This is a genomic window from Streptomyces sp. NPDC048623 (assembly GCF_040650755.1).
Lineage (GTDB): Bacteria > Actinomycetota > Actinomycetes > Streptomycetales > Streptomycetaceae > Streptomyces.
The window spans coordinates 106,956-121,514 of the sequence record NZ_JBEZHV010000002.1 but is presented as its reverse complement, the minus strand read 5'-3'; the positions used below and the strand labels follow the sequence as shown (position 1 = coordinate 121,514).

At 72.8% G+C, this 14,559-nt stretch carries 14 protein-coding genes; 7 read left to right on the top strand and 7 right to left on the bottom strand.

Annotated elements, in window-relative coordinates:
* The first annotated feature begins 50 nt into the window (after positions 1 to 50).
* Entirely contained in the window at positions 51 to 755 is a 705-nt protein-coding gene (locus tag AB0C73_RS03560; RefSeq protein ID WP_362524063.1) for a 4'-phosphopantetheinyl transferase superfamily protein, read from the top strand.
* Here AB0C73_RS03560 and AB0C73_RS03555 read toward each other — a convergent pair.
* The 3 genes from AB0C73_RS03555 to AB0C73_RS03545 form a co-directional block, all read right to left on the bottom strand.
* Positions 736 to 2,499 (bottom strand): glycoside hydrolase family 18 chitinase, encoded by a 1,764-nt coding sequence (locus AB0C73_RS03555; protein ID WP_362524704.1) that lies wholly within the window; start codon positions 2,497 to 2,499, stop codon positions 736 to 738. The two genes, AB0C73_RS03560 and AB0C73_RS03555, sit on opposite strands and share 20 nt — an antisense overlap.
* A gap of 234 nt (positions 2,500 to 2,733) precedes the next feature.
* Entirely contained in the window at positions 2,734 to 3,432 is a 699-nt protein-coding gene (locus AB0C73_RS03550; RefSeq protein ID WP_362524060.1) for a response regulator transcription factor, read from the bottom strand.
* Positions 3,429 to 4,634, bottom strand: a complete 1,206-nt coding sequence (locus AB0C73_RS03545) for a histidine kinase (protein WP_362524058.1) — start codon at positions 4,632 to 4,634, stop codon at positions 3,429 to 3,431. The genes AB0C73_RS03550 and AB0C73_RS03545 overlap by 4 nt, the downstream gene beginning before the upstream one ends.
* Positions 4,635 to 4,785: 151 nt before the next feature.
* On the opposite strand from AB0C73_RS03545, the gene AB0C73_RS03540 reads away from it, so the two are divergent.
* Positions 4,786 to 5,409: a hypothetical protein gene (locus AB0C73_RS03540; protein ID WP_362524056.1), complete on the top strand. Its 624-nt coding sequence runs from the start codon at positions 4,786 to 4,788 to the stop codon at positions 5,407 to 5,409.
* Here AB0C73_RS03540 and AB0C73_RS03535 read toward each other — a convergent pair.
* Positions 5,329 to 5,901, bottom strand: a complete 573-nt coding sequence (locus AB0C73_RS03535) for a cob(I)yrinic acid a,c-diamide adenosyltransferase (RefSeq protein WP_362524053.1) — start codon at positions 5,899 to 5,901, stop codon at positions 5,329 to 5,331. The genes AB0C73_RS03540 and AB0C73_RS03535 overlap by 81 nt on opposite strands.
* A 275-nt stretch (positions 5,902 to 6,176) precedes the next feature.
* Between AB0C73_RS03535 and AB0C73_RS03530 the strand changes: the two genes are divergently transcribed.
* The 3 genes from AB0C73_RS03530 to AB0C73_RS03520 all read left to right on the top strand — a co-directional run bounded on the left by AB0C73_RS03530 (position 6,177) and on the right by AB0C73_RS03520 (position 10,555).
* On the top strand, positions 6,177 to 7,025 hold the full coding sequence (locus tag AB0C73_RS03530) for a 3-hydroxyacyl-CoA dehydrogenase family protein (protein ID WP_362524051.1): 849 nt from the start codon (positions 6,177 to 6,179) through the stop codon (positions 7,023 to 7,025).
* A 277-nt stretch (positions 7,026 to 7,302) separates the two neighbouring features.
* Complete coding sequence (locus AB0C73_RS03525; protein ID WP_362524049.1) at positions 7,303 to 7,626, top strand: STAS domain-containing protein; 324 nt, start codon at positions 7,303 to 7,305, stop codon at positions 7,624 to 7,626.
* A 247-nt stretch (positions 7,627 to 7,873) separates the two neighbouring features.
* The gene (locus AB0C73_RS03520) at positions 7,874 to 10,555 is read left to right on the top strand and encodes an ATP-binding protein (RefSeq protein WP_362524047.1); all 2,682 of its coding nucleotides are present in this window, start codon (positions 7,874 to 7,876) and stop codon (positions 10,553 to 10,555) included.
* Positions 10,556 to 10,637: 82 nt separating this feature from the next.
* Here the strand turns inward: AB0C73_RS03520 and nucS are convergent, their stop codons facing one another.
* Entirely contained in the window at positions 10,638 to 11,309 is a 672-nt protein-coding gene (gene nucS / locus AB0C73_RS03515; RefSeq protein ID WP_362524045.1) for an endonuclease NucS, read from the bottom strand.
* Between the two features lie 324 nt (positions 11,310 to 11,633).
* On the opposite strand from nucS, the gene AB0C73_RS03510 reads away from it, so the two are divergent.
* Positions 11,634 to 12,026 carry an SCO5389 family protein gene (locus tag AB0C73_RS03510; protein WP_362524043.1) on the top strand — a complete coding sequence of 131 codons (393 nt, stop codon included), beginning with the start codon at positions 11,634 to 11,636 and terminating at the stop codon, positions 12,024 to 12,026.
* Positions 12,027 to 12,099: 73 nt separating this feature from the next.
* Here the strand turns inward: AB0C73_RS03510 and AB0C73_RS03505 are convergent, their stop codons facing one another.
* On the bottom strand, positions 12,100 to 13,134 hold the full coding sequence (locus AB0C73_RS03505) for an LLM class flavin-dependent oxidoreductase (protein ID WP_362524041.1): 1,035 nt from the start codon (positions 13,132 to 13,134) through the stop codon (positions 12,100 to 12,102).
* A 233-nt stretch (positions 13,135 to 13,367) separates the two neighbouring features.
* Here AB0C73_RS03505 and AB0C73_RS03500 point away from each other — a divergent pair, with 233 nt between their 5' ends.
* Complete coding sequence (locus AB0C73_RS03500) at positions 13,368 to 13,694, top strand: ATP/GTP-binding protein (protein ID WP_362524040.1); 327 nt, start codon at positions 13,368 to 13,370, stop codon at positions 13,692 to 13,694.
* Positions 13,695 to 13,706: 12 nt separating this feature from the next.
* Here the strand turns inward: AB0C73_RS03500 and AB0C73_RS03495 are convergent, their stop codons facing one another.
* Positions 13,707 to 14,546 (bottom strand): ABC transporter permease subunit, encoded by an 840-nt coding sequence (locus tag AB0C73_RS03495; RefSeq protein ID WP_362524701.1) that lies wholly within the window; start codon positions 14,544 to 14,546, stop codon positions 13,707 to 13,709.
* Positions 14,547 to 14,559: the final 13 nt, after the last annotated feature.

Here is a 14,559-nt window from a genome sequence, read left to right as displayed (position 1 = left end):
ACTTCGTACGGCCCGGTGAGTGCCACGTGTGGACCGCCCGGGCCGTTTCCGTGTCCGAGGAGGCCCTGTCCGAGGACCTGGCGGCGCTCCTCGACGCCGGGGAGCGACGGGTGTACGAGTCGCTCACCGGGGAGCGCGTGCGCGCCCAGTACGTGACCGCGCACGCCCTGCTGCGTACGGTCCTGGGCGAGGTGCTCGGCCGCGAGCCCGCCTCGCTGTCCTTCGCCAAGGGGCCGCACGGCAAGCCGTACCTGGACGACGCCGCGCTGGAGTTCTCGCTGTCCCACTCGGGTGAGCTGGTCGCGGTCGCGCTGTCCCCGGACGCCCCGGTGGGCGTGGACGTGGAGCGGGTCCCGGAGGCGTCCGGCGAGCTGCCGCTGCCGGTGCTCTCGCCGGCCGAGCGGGCGGCGTACGACGAGGTGCCGGAGCCGGAGCGGGCCGCCGCGTTCACCACGTACTGGGTGCGCAAGGAGGCGGTCCTGAAGGCGACGGGGGAGGGGCTGCGGGTGGATCCCGCGCGTCTGACGGTGGCCGCCCCCGGCCGGCCGGCGGCGCTGCTCGGCTGGGACGGCCGGGACGGCGTACGGAACGGCGTACAGCCGCACCCGCCGGTGCGGCTGTACGACCTCGGTCTCGACGCGGTGGACGGATACCGGGGGGCCGTCGCCCTGCTGGGCGGCGGGCCCCACCGGATCGTCCGGAGAAGTGCCCAGCTCAGGCGCCTGGCTCAGGCGCCTAGTTCAGACCGGTGTTGATGGCGCCGACGAGCTCGCCGTTGCTGCTGTCGCCGCTGAACTCCCAGAAGAACGCGCCGCCGAGGCCCTGGTTCTTGGCCCAGCTCATCTTGGAGTTGACGGTGGCGGGGGTGTCGTAGCTCCACCAGTTGGTGCCGCAGTGGGCGTAGGCGGTGCCGGCGACGGTGCCGGTGGCAGGGCAGGAGTTCTTGAGGACCTTGTAGTCCTCGATGCCCTGCTCGTACGTGCCGGCGGCCGGGCCCGTGGCGGTGCCGCCGGGGGCGTCCTGGGTGACGCCGGTCCAGCCGCGCCCGTAGAAGCCGATGCCGAGCAGCAGCTTGTTCGCCGGGACTCCCTTGGCCTTGTACTTGGCGATCGCCTCGGCGGAGTTGAAGCCCTGCTGCGGGATGCCGGCGTACGAGGTGAGCGGGGAGTGCGGGGCCGTCGGGCCCTGCGCCGCCCAGGCGCCGAAGAAGTCGTACGTCATCACGTTGAACCAGTTCATGTACTGGGCGGCGCCCGCGTAGTCGGTGGCGTCGATCTTGCCGCCGGTGGAGGCGTCGGCCGTGACGGCCGCGGTGACGATGCCGTTGGCGCCGAACTTGGCGCGCATGGCCTGCATCATGTTCTTGAAGGCGGCCGGGCCGCTGGTGTCACAGGACAGACCGCAGGCGTTGGGGTACTCCCAGTCCAGGTCGATGCCGTCGAAGACATCGGCCCAGCGCGGGTCCTCCACCAGGTCGTAGCAGGACTGCGCGAAGGCGGTCGGGTTCTGGACGGCCTGGCCGAAGCCGCCGGACCAGGTCCAGCCGCCGAAGGACCAGATGACCTTGATGTTCGGGTAGGCCTTCTTCAGCTTGCGCAGCTGGTTGAAGTTGCCGCGCAGCGGCTGGTCCCAGGTGTCGGCCACGCCGTCGACGGACTGGTCGGCGGTGTACGCCTTGTCGTAGTCCGCGTACGAGTCGCCGATGGCGCACCGGCCGTTGGTGACGTTGCCGAAGGCGTAGTTGATGTGGGTGATCTTGGACGCGGAGCCCGAGGTCACGATGTTCTTCACGTGGTAGTTGCGCCCGTAGACGCCCCAGTTGGTGAAGTAGCCCATCTTCACCACGTTCGGGGGCGGGGTGCCGCCTCCGCCGCCGGTGGTGCGGACCGGGGTGGCGCCGCTGGCCGGACCGGTCTGGTCGATGGTGTCGCGGGCGACGACCGTGTAGCTGTAGTCGGTGCCGGCGGTCAGGCCCGTGTTCGTGTACGTCAGGCCGGTGACGGTGGCGATCGTGGCGCCGTCCCGCTTGACGTCGTAGTTCTTGATGCCGTGGTCGTCGGTGGCCGCGGTCCAGGTGAGCTTCACCGAGGTGTCGGTGATGTTGGAGGCGACCGGGGTGCCGGGGGCGGACGGCGCGGTGTCGCCGGGCTGGCCGCCGGAGCCGTCGCAGGAGCCGCCGTTGACCTTGCAGCCGGACGGGGAGCCGGAGCCGGTGCCGTTGAAGCCGAAGGAGATGGTGGCGCCGGGGGCGAGGGTGCCGTTCCAGCCGACGTTCTTGGCGGTCCAGTGGGTGCCGGAGCTGGTGACGGTGGCGTCCCAGGCGGACGTGACCGCGGTGCCCGAGGGGAAGTCCCACTCGACGGTCCAGGAGGAGAGGGTCGTGGTGCCGGTGTTCTTCACCGTCCACTTGCCCTCGAAGCCGGTGCCCCAGTCCTGGGTCTTCTGATACGTGGCGGTCGCGGAGGTGGCGGCCTCGGCGGGGGCCGCCAGGCCGATCATGGCGGCGAGGGGCAGGACGAGGGCGGTGAGGCCGGCGGCGGCCCGGCGTCTCAACCCTGCTCTGCGCGTCGGTGCTTGAGTGCTCAACGGTGCTCCTCAAGGTGCGGACGGTCTCGGGTGGGGGTGGTCCGTGGGTGGTCCGTGAAGGTGCGCGCGCCCCGCGAGCGTAGAAAGGTCTGGACCAGCCGTCAAGAGGTCCAGACCAAAGCTGGAATTGGGTCGGAACGCGTTCTCTCAGATCCCCAACTCCTGTGCGAGCACGGCGGCTTGGACCCGGCTGCGCAGCTCCAGCTTCCCGAGCACCTTGCTGACGTGCGTCTTCACCGTGGCTTCCGCCATGTCGAGCCGCACCGCGATCTCCGCGTTCGGCAGTCCCGCGCCGAGCGCCGCGAGGACCTCCCGCTCGCGCGGGGTCAGCCGGTCCACGACCGCCGGATCGGTGCCGCCCGGCACCCGGACCGGGCGGCTCGGCGCGGCGAACTCGGCGATGAGCCGCCGGGTCACCGCCGGGGCGATCAGCCCCTCCCCACGCGCCACCGTCCGCACCGCCCCGATCAGGTCCTTGGCGTCGGTGTTCTTCAGCAGGAAGCCGGAGGCGCCCGCGCGCAGCGCCCCGAACACGTACTCGTCGAGGTCGAAGGTGGTGAGCACCAGGACGTCCGCCAGGCCCTCGGCCACCACCTGCCGGGTCGCCGCCACCCCGTCCAGCTTCGGCATCTGCACATCCATGAGGACCAGGTCCGGACGCAGCTCCCGGGCGAGCTCCACGGCCCGCTCGCCGTCCGCGGCCTCGCCGACCACCTCGATGTCGGGCGCGCTGCCCAGGATCAGGACCAGCCCGGCGCGCACCGCGCTCTGGTCCTCGGCGACCACGACCCGGATCACCCGGGCTCCGCTCGCCCGGGCCTCACCCGTACCGCCTGTGTCCGTCATGCGTCCGGTGTCCTCTCCTCCGCGGGCAGCACCGCCCGTACCTGCCAGGTCTTCGTCCCGTCCGCGGCGGGCACCGGACCCGCCTCGAACTCCCCGCCGAGCAGCGCCACCCGCTCGCGCATGCCCACGAGCCCGGCCCCCGACCCCGGCGCCCGCGGCCCAGGACGGTCCCCGAACGGGCTGGTCACCCGTACCGTGAGCGCTCGCGCGTCGCGCGCCAGGAACACGGCGACCGTGCCCGGGGCCGCGTGCTTGAGGGCGTTGGTCAGCGACTCCTGCACGATCCGGTACGCCGCCAGCTCGACCGGTGCCGGCAGCGGCTCGCCGCCCTCCGGGCGGGTGTCCTCCAGGGTGAAGGCGAGCCCGCTGGACTCCCCGTTGGTCCTGGCCTGCGCGAGCAGCGCCTCCAGACCGGCCAGCGTCGGCGCGGCGGCCGGCTCGGCGTCCCCACTGCTGTCCCGGAGCAGCCCGATGAGCCGCCGCATCTCCGCCAGTCCCGCCACGCTGTTCTCCCGGATCACGGTCAGCGCCTGCCGGGTGGTGGCCGCGTCGTCGAGCGAGAGCGCGGCCGTGGAGTGGATCGCGATGGCCGACAGATGGTTGGCGACCATGTCGTGCAGCTCCCGCGCCATCCGGCTCCGCTCGGCGGTCACCGCCTGCGCCCGGTCCATCTCGGCGAGCAGCGCGGTCTGCTCGGCCCGGAGGCGGGCCGCGTCGGCGGCCTGGCGGTGGTTGCGCACGATGGCCCCGGTGACGGCCGGCAGGAAGGAGATCATGCCGGAGAGCACGCCGACGAGCAGGGCGACCGCGTTCTGCCACCAGATCAGCAGCCCCACCGTGATCCCCACGGTGATCAGGCCCGTGGTGTACGGGATGCGCCGGGCCGAGGCGGGCGGGCCGTACACCACCGACGCGTAGACCACGTCCGTGAACATCAGCACGGTGGCGAGATTGCCGTTGGTGAACTGGTCCGCCGCGATGGCCGCGGTGCCGACGAGCAGCGCGGTGCGCGGGGCGGTGCGCCGCAGGGCCTCCATCGCCGACATCACCGTCAGCGGCACCAGCGTGGCCCAGCGCGCCTCGACGACACGGTCGGCGTTCACGTACAGGCCGAAGGACCACAGGATCAGGCCGCCGACCAGTCCGGCGAGGGCGATCAGCAGGTCGTCGCGAGGGGGACGGGGGAGGCGGGGGAGGCGCACGTCCCCATCCAACACGGTGGGTACGGCCCCGGCGTCCTCGTCCGGGCCGAGCCGTCCCTCCGCCGAAGGATGTAGGCGCGGTTCGTCACTGCCGACGACGAAACCGCGGCGGACGGACGGGAGCCTGGGAACGTACCGAAAGGGGAGTCCCGTGATCGTCACGCTGATCGTGATGTGCGAGGTCGGCTTCTGGGTGCTGCTCGCCGCCGGCCTCGCCGCCCGCTATCTGCTGCGGATGCCGCGCACCGGCCTCGCGCTGCTGCTCTGCGAGCCGCTCCTGGAGGTCGTGCTGCTCGTGGTCACCGCCGTCGACCTCAAGAACGGCGCCGACCCGAGCTGGGAGCACGGCCTGGCCGCGCTGTACATCGGATACACCGGCGGCCACGGCCACCGCACGGTGAAGTGGCTCGACGGGCACGCCGCCCACCGCCTCGCGGGCGGCCCGCCGCCGGTGAAGCCGCCGCGCTACGGCATGGCCCGGGCCCGCCACGAGGGCAAGGTGTGGCTGGGCTCGGCGCTCGCGGCGGCCGTCGCGACGGCCCTGCTGCTCCTCGCCATCCGGTACGTAGGCCCCGACGGGAACACCGAGTCGCTGCGGGCCTGGATCTGGACCGCCTGGCGGGCGGCGGGCATCCACGGCCTGATCGCGCTCTCGTACGCGCTCTGGCCGAAGAAGGCCCCGGCGGACAAGGCCTCAGCGATCCCCGCCCGGGACCCAGAGCACGTCCCCGACCTCGCGGTTCGCCGTCCTGGCAAGGATGAAGAGCAGGTCTGACAGGCGGTTGAGGTAGGTGGCGGTGAGCGGGTTCATCGTCTCCCCGTGCACCTCCATCGCCGCCCACGTGGACCGCTCGGCCCGCCGGACCACCGTGCACGCCTGGTGCAGCAGCGCCGCACCGGGCGTGCCGCCGGGCAGGATGAAGGAGCGCAGCTTGTCGAGCCGCTCCAGGAAGTGGTCGCAGTCCGCCTCCAGCTTGTCGATGTACGGCTGCTCGACGCGCAGCGGCGGGTACTGCGGGTTCTCCACCACCGGGGTCGACAGGTCGGCGCCCACGTCGAACAGGTCGTTCTGGACGCGGACGAGGACCTTCACCACGTCCTCGTCGAGTTGCCCGAGGGCGATGGCCGTGCCGATGACGGCGTTGGCCTCGTTGGCGTCGGCGTAGGCCGAGATCCGCAGATCGGTCTTGGCGGTCCGGCTCATGTCGCCGAGGGCGGTGGTGCCCTTGTCGCCGGTGCGGGTGTAGATGCGCGTCAGATTGACCATGGCTCCAGCGTAGTTACGCCCGGGCTCCGTGGAACGTGCGTGTGCCGACCACCTATACCCCCCAGGGGTATATCGCGACGGGGATCCGGCCGATGTCGGGGGTGTTCGGGGGTGTTCGAGGGGGTTCGGGGGAGTTCCGGGGTGTCGCGAGTGTGACGTCCGTCAAACCGGGCGTGACGTGGCTTACTTAGCGGTCACATGGCGCCCGCCGCCCGCTAATCTCCGCCGGAGAGCCAGAAAGTGAACAGCCGTTTAGGCGATGAGGGGTGGAAGTAGTGGCCAGGAAGCTCGCCGTCATCGGAGCCGGACTCATGGGGTCCGGCATCGCGCAGGTCTCGGCCCAGGCAGGCTGGGACGTCGTGCTGCGCGACGTCACCGACGCCGCGCTGGCCCGGGGCACGGACGCCATCAAGACCTCGTACGAGCGCTTCGTCGCCAAGGGCAAGATGGAGGCCGCCGAGGCCGAGGCCGCGCTCGGGCGGATCACCGCCACGACCGAGCTCGACGCCGTCGCCGACGCGGACGTCGTCGTCGAGGCGGTCTTCGAGAAGCTGGAGGTCAAGCACGAGATCTTCCGCTCCCTCGACAAGATCGCCAAGGACGGCGCGGTCCTCGCCTCCAACACCTCCGCCATCCCGATCACCAAGATCGCCGCGGTGACCGAGCGTCCGGAGGCCGTGGTCGGCGTCCACTTCTTCTCGCCGGTCCCGATGATGCAGCTGGTCGAGCTCGTCCGCGGCTACAAGACCAGCGACGAGACCCTCGCCACCGCGCGGGAGTTCGCCGAGTCCGTCGGCAAGACCTGCATCGTCGTCAACCGCGACGTGGCCGGCTTCGTCACCACCCGCCTCATCTCGGCGCTCGTCGTCGAGGCCGCCAAGCTCTACGAGTCGGGCGTGGCCACCGCCGAGGACATCGACATCGCCTGCAAGCTCGGCTTCGGGCACGCGATGGGCCCGCTCGCCACCGCCGACCTCACCGGCGTCGACATCCTGGTCAACGCCACCAGCAACATCTACACCGAGTCCCAGGACGAGAAGTTCGCGCCGCCGGAGCTGATGCGCCGGATGGTGGACGCGGGTGACATCGGCCGCAAGAGCGGGCAGGGCTTCTACTCGTACTGACGCTCACCGACACCGCGGCCCGGCCCGGGGCCGCGGTGGTGTACCGATTCCGCACAGGGGTCCGACCGCCCGTGCGCCATCGCCCCCAGGGGTGAATTTCGATATCGGTTCGCTTACGAGGCGCAACGCTTCTGCCGATGCGGCAGTCAGACAGAGTCAAGCGTTGCGAAGACGGGCACTGAGCAACGGCAGTGCGGCGGTACGGCAGGAGTGCCGTACCGCCGCACTGCAACGGCAATGGCAACACGACCGCACGGAGCACTCTCGGGGAGCGCATATGCACATCAGGGGCGACCACGCCGAGCTGGTCGTCGGGGGCCGCCTCGACGTCCGCAGCGCGGCGGACGCCCGAACGGTCCTGCACGGAGCGGTCGACGACGGCGTCGGCGACCTCGTGCTCGACCTGACCGGCCTCGACTCCTGGGACGCCACCGGACTCGGCGTCATCATGGGCGCCCACCGCCGGGCCGGCCGCTGCGGCCGCCGGCTCGTGCTGCGCGGAGTGCCGCCCCAGATGCAGCGCCTTCTCGTCGCCACGCGCCTTCACCGCATCCTCGCGATCGAGGGCGGCCTGGCCGCGGAGTCGCTGCCCCGCGTCTGACCGGTCCGGGCACCCGTACACGTACGGAGCGGGCCGTCCCGTGTGAACAACGCGGGGCGCATATGTCACGGGCGTAACACGCGCCTGTGAAGCACCTGTGCGAACCACGCGTCACACCCAATCCTCACAAGACCGTGACGTCTTGGTCTCCACCTGCCCCCGGATGTTCACGACGGTCCGACAACCGTCTAGGGTCGGCTCGCCTGCACATCGCTTGCACATCGCCCGCCGCTTGGGAGCTAGGACCATGGACCCGATCAACCGGGGACCGGAGGAGTACGGTCACGCCGCCGAGGGCGAGGACGCCCGCCCCGGACTCACCGCGCCCGCACCCGCCCCCGTGTCCACGGCTCCCGGCCGCGTGCGCACCGCCCGGCTCGTCTCCGGCGGCCTCCTGCTCACCGTCAACCCGCTCGACGGCAGCGAGATCGAGGTCTGCCCGGCGGCCGACCAGCCGGAGGCCCCGCGGCGCCGTACGGCCCGGGAGCGCACCGAGGCCGCCCGCGCCGCCACCGCGCCCGTACCGCCGGGCCCCGCGGCCCCCACCCTCCCGCTGCTCGAACGGCAGGAGCAGCACGACACGCTCGTGCAGCACCTCACCCGCGGCCGCTCCGCCCGGGTCACCGGCCCCGCCGGCTCCGGCCGCACGCGCCTCCTCGACGCCGTCGCCGCCGACTGCGCCAAGATCGCGCCCGACGGTGTCGTCCGGCTCTCCGGCCACCACCGCACCCCCACCGACCTGCTGTACGAGCTCTTCCACACCGTCCAGTACGCCCCCGGCTTCCGGCCAGACCGCGAGGAACTCCTCCTGGAGGTCCGCGGCATCGGCGCCATCGTCGTCGTCGACGACCTGGAGTTCGGCGGCACCGCCCTCGACGAGCTGCTCGCCGCCACCCCCGACTGCGCCTTCCTCTTCGGCGCCGGACCCGGCACCCCCGCGCCCTCCGCCGACGCCGGCCTCGAAGAGCTCGCCCTGACCGGACTCGGCCGCGCCGCCGCCGCCGAACTCCTGGAGCACGCGACCGGCCGTGCCCTCACCGACGACGAGATCAACTGGGCCGGCGACCTCTGGTTCGAGTCCGAGGGCCTGCCGATCCGCTTCGTGCAGGCCGGCGCCCTGCTCCGGCAGCGCGACCGACTCCGCGTCGGCCCCGCCGAGTTCGACGCCTTCGGCGCCCTGGAGGAGGCCTTCGGCACCCCCGGCGGCACCGGCGGTGGCACCGGCGGTGGCACCGGCGGTGGCACCGGCGGGGGCGCCTCCGCCGCCGCGGCGGCCGCCCCGGACATCGACGACCCCGACGTCGAACTGCGCGAGATACCCCTGCCCAGCCTCGGCGAGGGCGCCGCCCCCGCCGTCCTGCTCGCCTCCCGGCTCAGCCGCTCCGCCCAGGACGCCCTGCGCTTCGCCGTCGCCCTCGGCGGCGAGGTCCCGCACCAGGCCCATCTGCCCGCGCTCGTCGGCGACACCCACGCCGACGCCGCCGTCGGCGAACTCATGGCCTGCGGACTGCTCTCCCCGGTCGGCACCCGCTACCGCCTCGCCGCCGGCGTCATGACCCAGCTCGTCGCCGCGAACTACGAGACCGACGCCTTCGGCCGCGCCCACACCATCGCCCAGCACTACGCCTGGTGGGCCGGCCACCCCTCCGTCACCCCCGACCGCGTCGTCGCCGAGGCCGACGCCCTGCTCGCCGCCCTGGCCGCGGCCGTCTCCGGCACCGACGCCGAGCACCACACCACCGCCGTCAAGCTCGCCCGGGGCGCTGCCCCCGCCTTCGCCGCCGGACTGCACTGGGGCGCCTGGGAGCGCACCCTGCGCAGCGGCCAGGAGGCCGCCCGGCTCGCCGGCGCGGTCGCCGAAGAGGCCTGGTTCCACCACGAGTTGGGCATCCTCGCGCTCTGCCGCGGCAGTCTCCAGCGGGCCCGCGCCGAACTCGAGGCCTCCATCGGCATGCGCGGCGCCCTCGCCGACAAGCGCGGCACCGTCGCCGGCCGCCGGGCCCTCGCGCTGGTCGCCGACCTCACCGGTGCGAGCACCCCGGCGGACGGCACGCCCGCGGAGCCCGAGCCGACCTCGTTCACGAAGACCGCGAAGACCGAGAAGCTCCCGAAGGCCGCCAAGGCCGCGCCCTCGCCCGCGCCCGCGCCCGTACAGAAGTCTGTGCAGCAGACCGGGCCGACGTCCAAGATCGCCGCGCTCCCGCGCAGGGAGGGCCCGGCGGCCGCCGCACTGCCCGGCCTGCCCGCGAAGCCCGCCTTCCCGGACCTCACCCCGCCGGTCACCTCTCCGGCCTCCCTCGACGCCTTCGCGGCGTTCACCGACGAGCCCCCGACGGTCGTCGGCCCGCCCCTGGCGGCCACCGCGCCCGCCGACCGGCGCGAGGGGCTGCGCAAGGGCGTCCTCGGCGGCGCCCGCCGCAATCTGGTCGCCGCAGGCGCGGGCGCCGTGCTCGTCGCCGTCCTCGGCACCGTGGTCACCCTCGGCCTCACCTCCGGCGACGCCGACGACCCCCACACCGGCCAGGTCACCTCCGACAGCACCGCGACGGAGGACCCCGGCATCGACGACGGCAGCGGAGACGGGACCGAGCCCACCGAGGACACCACCACCAGCCCCGCCGACCCGGCGTCCCCGACCGCGACCGGCACGCCGAGCCCGGGTGAGACCGGTACGGCCGGCACCGCGCCGACCCCGTCGGGCTCGCCGACGGCGACGGGCAGCCCGACGCCGAGCAGGACGGCGACGAAGCCGCCGTCGCCGAAGCCAACGACGTCGCCGACGAAGACGACGACGCCGCCCACGGACCCGCCGACGACGACGACGCCGCCCACGGACCCGCCGACGACGACCACGTCGCCGACGGAGACCGTGCCCCCGAGCAGTGCCCAGGGCCCCAGCGTGACCGCCACCACCGGCGCCCCCGCCTGACGGCCCGGCCTCCGGTACGCCGAGGGCCCGGGCGCGATCACTCGCACCCGGGCCCTCGGCCGTACAACGGAAGAAGCCGGCGTCAGAACAGACGCAGCTTGTCGTCCTCGATGCCGCGCAGTGCGTCGTAGTCGAGCACCACGCAGTCGATGCCGCGGTCGGTCGCCAGCACCCGCGCCTGCGGCTTGATCTCCTGGGCCGCGAAGATGCCCTTCACCGGCGCCAGGTGCGGGTCGCGGTTGAGCAGCTCCAGGTAGCGGGTGAGCTGCTCCACGCCGTCGATCTCGCCGCGCCGCTTGATCTCCACCGCGACCGTGCCGCCGTCGGAGTTCCGGCAGAGGATGTCCACCGGGCCGATCGCCGTCGGGTACTCGCGGCGGACCAGGCTCCAGCCCTCGCCGAGGGTCTCGATGCGGTCGGCGAGCAGCTCCTGGAGGTGCGCCTCCACGCCGTCCTTGATCAGGCCCGGGTCGACGCCCAGTTCGTGCGAGGAGTCGTGGAGGATCTCCTCCATCGTGATGATCAGCTTCTCGCCGGCCTTGTTGATCACGGTCCAGATGTCCACCTCACCGTCGACACCCTCCTTGAGGGTGCACGGCGGGGACATCCAGTTGAGCGGTTTGTACGCCCGGTCGTCCGCATGGATCGAGACGCTGCCGTCGTTCTTCACGAGGATCAGACGGGGAGCGGAGGGCAGGTGGGCCGTGAGCCGGCCCGCGTAGTCCACGGAGCAACGGGCAATGACGAGACGCATGGTCCGCAACGCTACAAGACGGACGCGCCTCTTCGCGATTCGGCTGCCGGGCGGCCGCGGTCGGCAGTCGAATCGCCGGGCGGCCACCCGTCGGGCGCCGGTCGGGCGCCGGGCGCCCGCCGGTGTTCACCCGGCGCCCGCGGCGCACGCGCCCAACACCCGTCACTTATTGGCCGGTTGTGGGCCCATTCTCCTGGTGCGGGCAGGACCCGGCGCTTAACGTGGAGGACAGGAGGTCGTCGTCCGTGCACGCTGCGTGCGCGACGGCGTCCGCCTGTCCCTGCCCGCAAGACCCCGCCCCGCGGGGTCGCGAGAGGAGAACCCATGTCGCTCGACGTCTCACCGGACCTGTTGGAACAGGCCGAGCGAGGCGAGGTCGACGAAGCCGCCTTCGTCGACTGCGTCCGGACCTCCCTGCCTTTCGCATGGGAGATGATCAGTTCTCTGGTGGCCCAGCTGAAGGTCGACGGCGGAGACTTCGCCGACAACCAGACGCCGCCGCCGAATGAGCAGGCACGTGGTCAGCTGCTGCGCGTGCTCGCGAGCGATGCCATCCGTGGTGCGCTGCAGCGGCACTTCGGCGTACGGCTCGCCTTCCAGAACTGCCACCGCGTGGCGGTCTTCCCGCTGGACCCGTCGGCCGACGAGCGGCTCGCCCGCTTCACGTCCGTACGGGCGCAGCTCCTCAACCAGTCGCCGGAACTGCGCGACTGCTGACAGGCCTGGTGCCGCCGCCCCGCGTCGCGGGAGAGCTTCACTGATCGCGGAAGCGGCGGCACGGTCGTACATGTCAGACGAGCAGCGGGAGCACCTCCGTGCCCAGGCGCCGCAGGTTCTCCTCCGTCGCCGCCAGATCGCCCGAGCCCTCCGCGAGCAGCGCGAAGCGGGTGATGCCCGTGCGCTCCGCGGTCGCCGCGAGCCGGTCCACCGCGAGCCGGGGGGTGCCCACCGGGTGAAGCCCGCACAGCAGCTCGGTGTACGCCACGGGGTCGCGCATCGAACGAAACCTCCCGTCGACCGTGACATGAGCGTCGAGGCCCTGTTTCAGCCAGCCCGGCATCGCCTTCACCAGAGCCTCCGAGGCGTCCGACGGACGGTCCGCGAGCTGCACCACACCCGCCGAGACATGGCCGGCGCCGATCTCCGCGATCTCGTCCGGGGTGCGCCCGGCCTCCCGCGCGTCCCGCGCCCAGCAGGCCACCATCTCGGCCTTCTCCTCGTCCCCGCAGTGCATCCCGAGCAGCATCGGAAGCCCGCGCTCGGCCGCCAGCCGCACGGTGTTCCGCGAGGTGCAGGCGACCACCACCTCGGGGGCGGCGGGCCCGCCGATCAGTTCGCCGGGGCGCGGGACGACCGCCACCTCGCGGAAGGAGAACCGCTCGCCCCGGGCGCCCACCCGGGGTTCGGTCAGCCAGCGGAGCAGCAGGTCGAGGGATTCGGGGAACCCCTGTTCGTACGCCGGCAGTCCCGCGCCGAACACCTCCAGATCGACCCACGGTCCGCCGCGGCCGACCCCGAGGCTGAACCTGCCGCCCGAGGCCACATGCAGCAGGGCGGCCTGCTCGCCGAGCGCCACGGGGTGGACGCTCGGCAGCACGCTGACCGCCGTGCCCACCCGGATCCGGCGGGTCCGGCCGAGCAGCAGGGCCGCCAGGGTCACCGCCGACGGACACACCCCGTACGGTACGAAGTGGTGCTCGGCCAGCCAGACCGAGTCGAGGCCCGCCTCCTCGGCGACCTCCGCGGCCCGCACCGCCCGGTGCAGTGCCTCATGCTGACCCTGTCCCGGAAACTGGGCGGCCAGCACGAACGTACCCACGCGCATCGCTTCTGCCTCCTCGCGGCCGGCGCGGTGTCCCCCTCGTGCCCGTGGACGAGATCGCCCGCGCGTCCCCCTCGTACTGGCAACAACGTCTGACACGTGCCATAGGCAACGGCCTCGCATGAAGTTCTTGCGATTTTCCGTTGATCCGCCACGGGTGCGTGCCGGGCCACCCTGTCGCGGCCCGTACGCTGGACGGAACCGTCCGTGTCCCCGACCCCGAGCGAGGTGCCGAAGTGTCCCCGCGCCACAACCGCCCCCGAGGCGGCGCGAAGCCCGACCGGCCGAGCGAGCAGGGCGACCGGTACGGCGGCGTGCAGAGCACCGAGACCTGGCAGGGCGAGGAGTGGTGCGTACGCCATGTCGCCGGCGCCAGCGCGCCGGGCAAGCGCTACCGCTGCCCCGGCTGCGACCAGGAGATCCCCTCCGGCGCCCCGCACCTGGTGGCGTGGCCGGAGTACGGCGGCGTCGACGACCGCCGGCACTGGCACAAGGCCTGCTGGAACGCGAAGGACCGCCGCACCACCCGGGTGCAGCGGTCCCGCAACGCGCCGCGCTACTGACGCCCCTGAGCGCTAGACGTCCCGGCTGTTCAGCAGCGCGAACGCGCCGCCGAGCACCGCCGCCGTGAGGACGAACAGGATCAGCACCGGCTCCCAGCCGGCCGGGCCCTTGCCCTCGAACGGCGCGGTCTCGCTGTAGAGCGCGATCATCTGCGAGGGCAGCGCGTACGTCAGCAGCGCCTCCTGCAGCGAGCGCAGCGCCTCCGAGAACATGAACATCGCCGCGACCAGCGGGAGCAGCAGCAGACCGATCATCACGGTGATGGCGCCCGCCGAGTGCCGCACGATCGCGCCGATGCCCATCGCGAGCAGACCGAGCAGCGAGAGGAACAGCGCGACGCCGACGGTGGCGCGCAGCCACTCGCCGCCGCTCGGTGCGACCGCGTCGACCATCCCCACCTGCATCGCGCCGACCGCCGCCGCGAGCACCGTGACGATCGAGAAGACCAGCAGGAAGAAGACGATCGCCTTCGCCGCGAGCACCCGGCTGCGGCTGGGGCAGGCGGTCAGCGTCGTACGGATCATGCCGGTGCCGTACTCGGAGCTGATGGTCAGCACGCCGAGGGTGATCACACAGATCGAGGCCGGCAGGATCCCGAAGAAGCCGAGCGCGAGCGCGGAGTCCTCCGAGTTCTCGGGCATCGAGGCGGCGGCGATCGCGCCCACCCCGAGCCCGATGCCGAGCATCAGCAGCACCATGACCCCGAGCGTCCACATCGTGGAGCGCACCGAGCGGATCTTGGTCCACTCCGAGGCGAGCGCGTCGCCGAGGTGCGCCCTGCGGACCGGGATGGGGGAGACGTACGCGTACGGGGCGGGCGCCGGGGCGCTCGCCGGCACCGGGCCGCTCATGGGCGCCGGTCCG

Excerpts from the sequence above, each read along its gene's own strand:
- AB0C73_RS03555 (WP_362524704.1), bottom strand. The coding sequence starts at position 2,499 with ATGATCGGCCTGGCGGCCCCCGCCGAGGCCGCCACCTCCGCGACCGCC.
- AB0C73_RS03550 (WP_362524060.1), bottom strand. The coding sequence starts at position 3,432 with ATGACGGACACAGGCGGTACGGGTGAGGCCCGGGCGAGCGGAGCCCGG.
- AB0C73_RS03535 (WP_362524053.1), bottom strand. The coding sequence starts at position 5,901 with ATGGTCAATCTGACGCGCATCTACACCCGCACCGGCGACAAGGGCACC.
- AB0C73_RS03525 (WP_362524049.1), top strand. The coding sequence starts at position 7,303 with ATGCACATCAGGGGCGACCACGCCGAGCTGGTCGTCGGGGGCCGCCTC.
- AB0C73_RS03520 (WP_362524047.1), top strand. The coding sequence starts at position 7,874 with ATGGACCCGATCAACCGGGGACCGGAGGAGTACGGTCACGCCGCCGAG.
- nucS (WP_362524045.1), bottom strand. The coding sequence starts at position 11,309 with ATGCGTCTCGTCATTGCCCGTTGCTCCGTGGACTACGCGGGCCGGCTC.
- AB0C73_RS03510 (WP_362524043.1), top strand. The coding sequence starts at position 11,634 with ATGTCGCTCGACGTCTCACCGGACCTGTTGGAACAGGCCGAGCGAGGC.
- AB0C73_RS03505 (WP_362524041.1), bottom strand. The coding sequence starts at position 13,134 with ATGCGCGTGGGTACGTTCGTGCTGGCCGCCCAGTTTCCGGGACAGGGT.
- AB0C73_RS03495 (WP_362524701.1), bottom strand. The coding sequence starts at position 14,546 with ATGAGCGGCCCGGTGCCGGCGAGCGCCCCGGCGCCCGCCCCGTACGCG.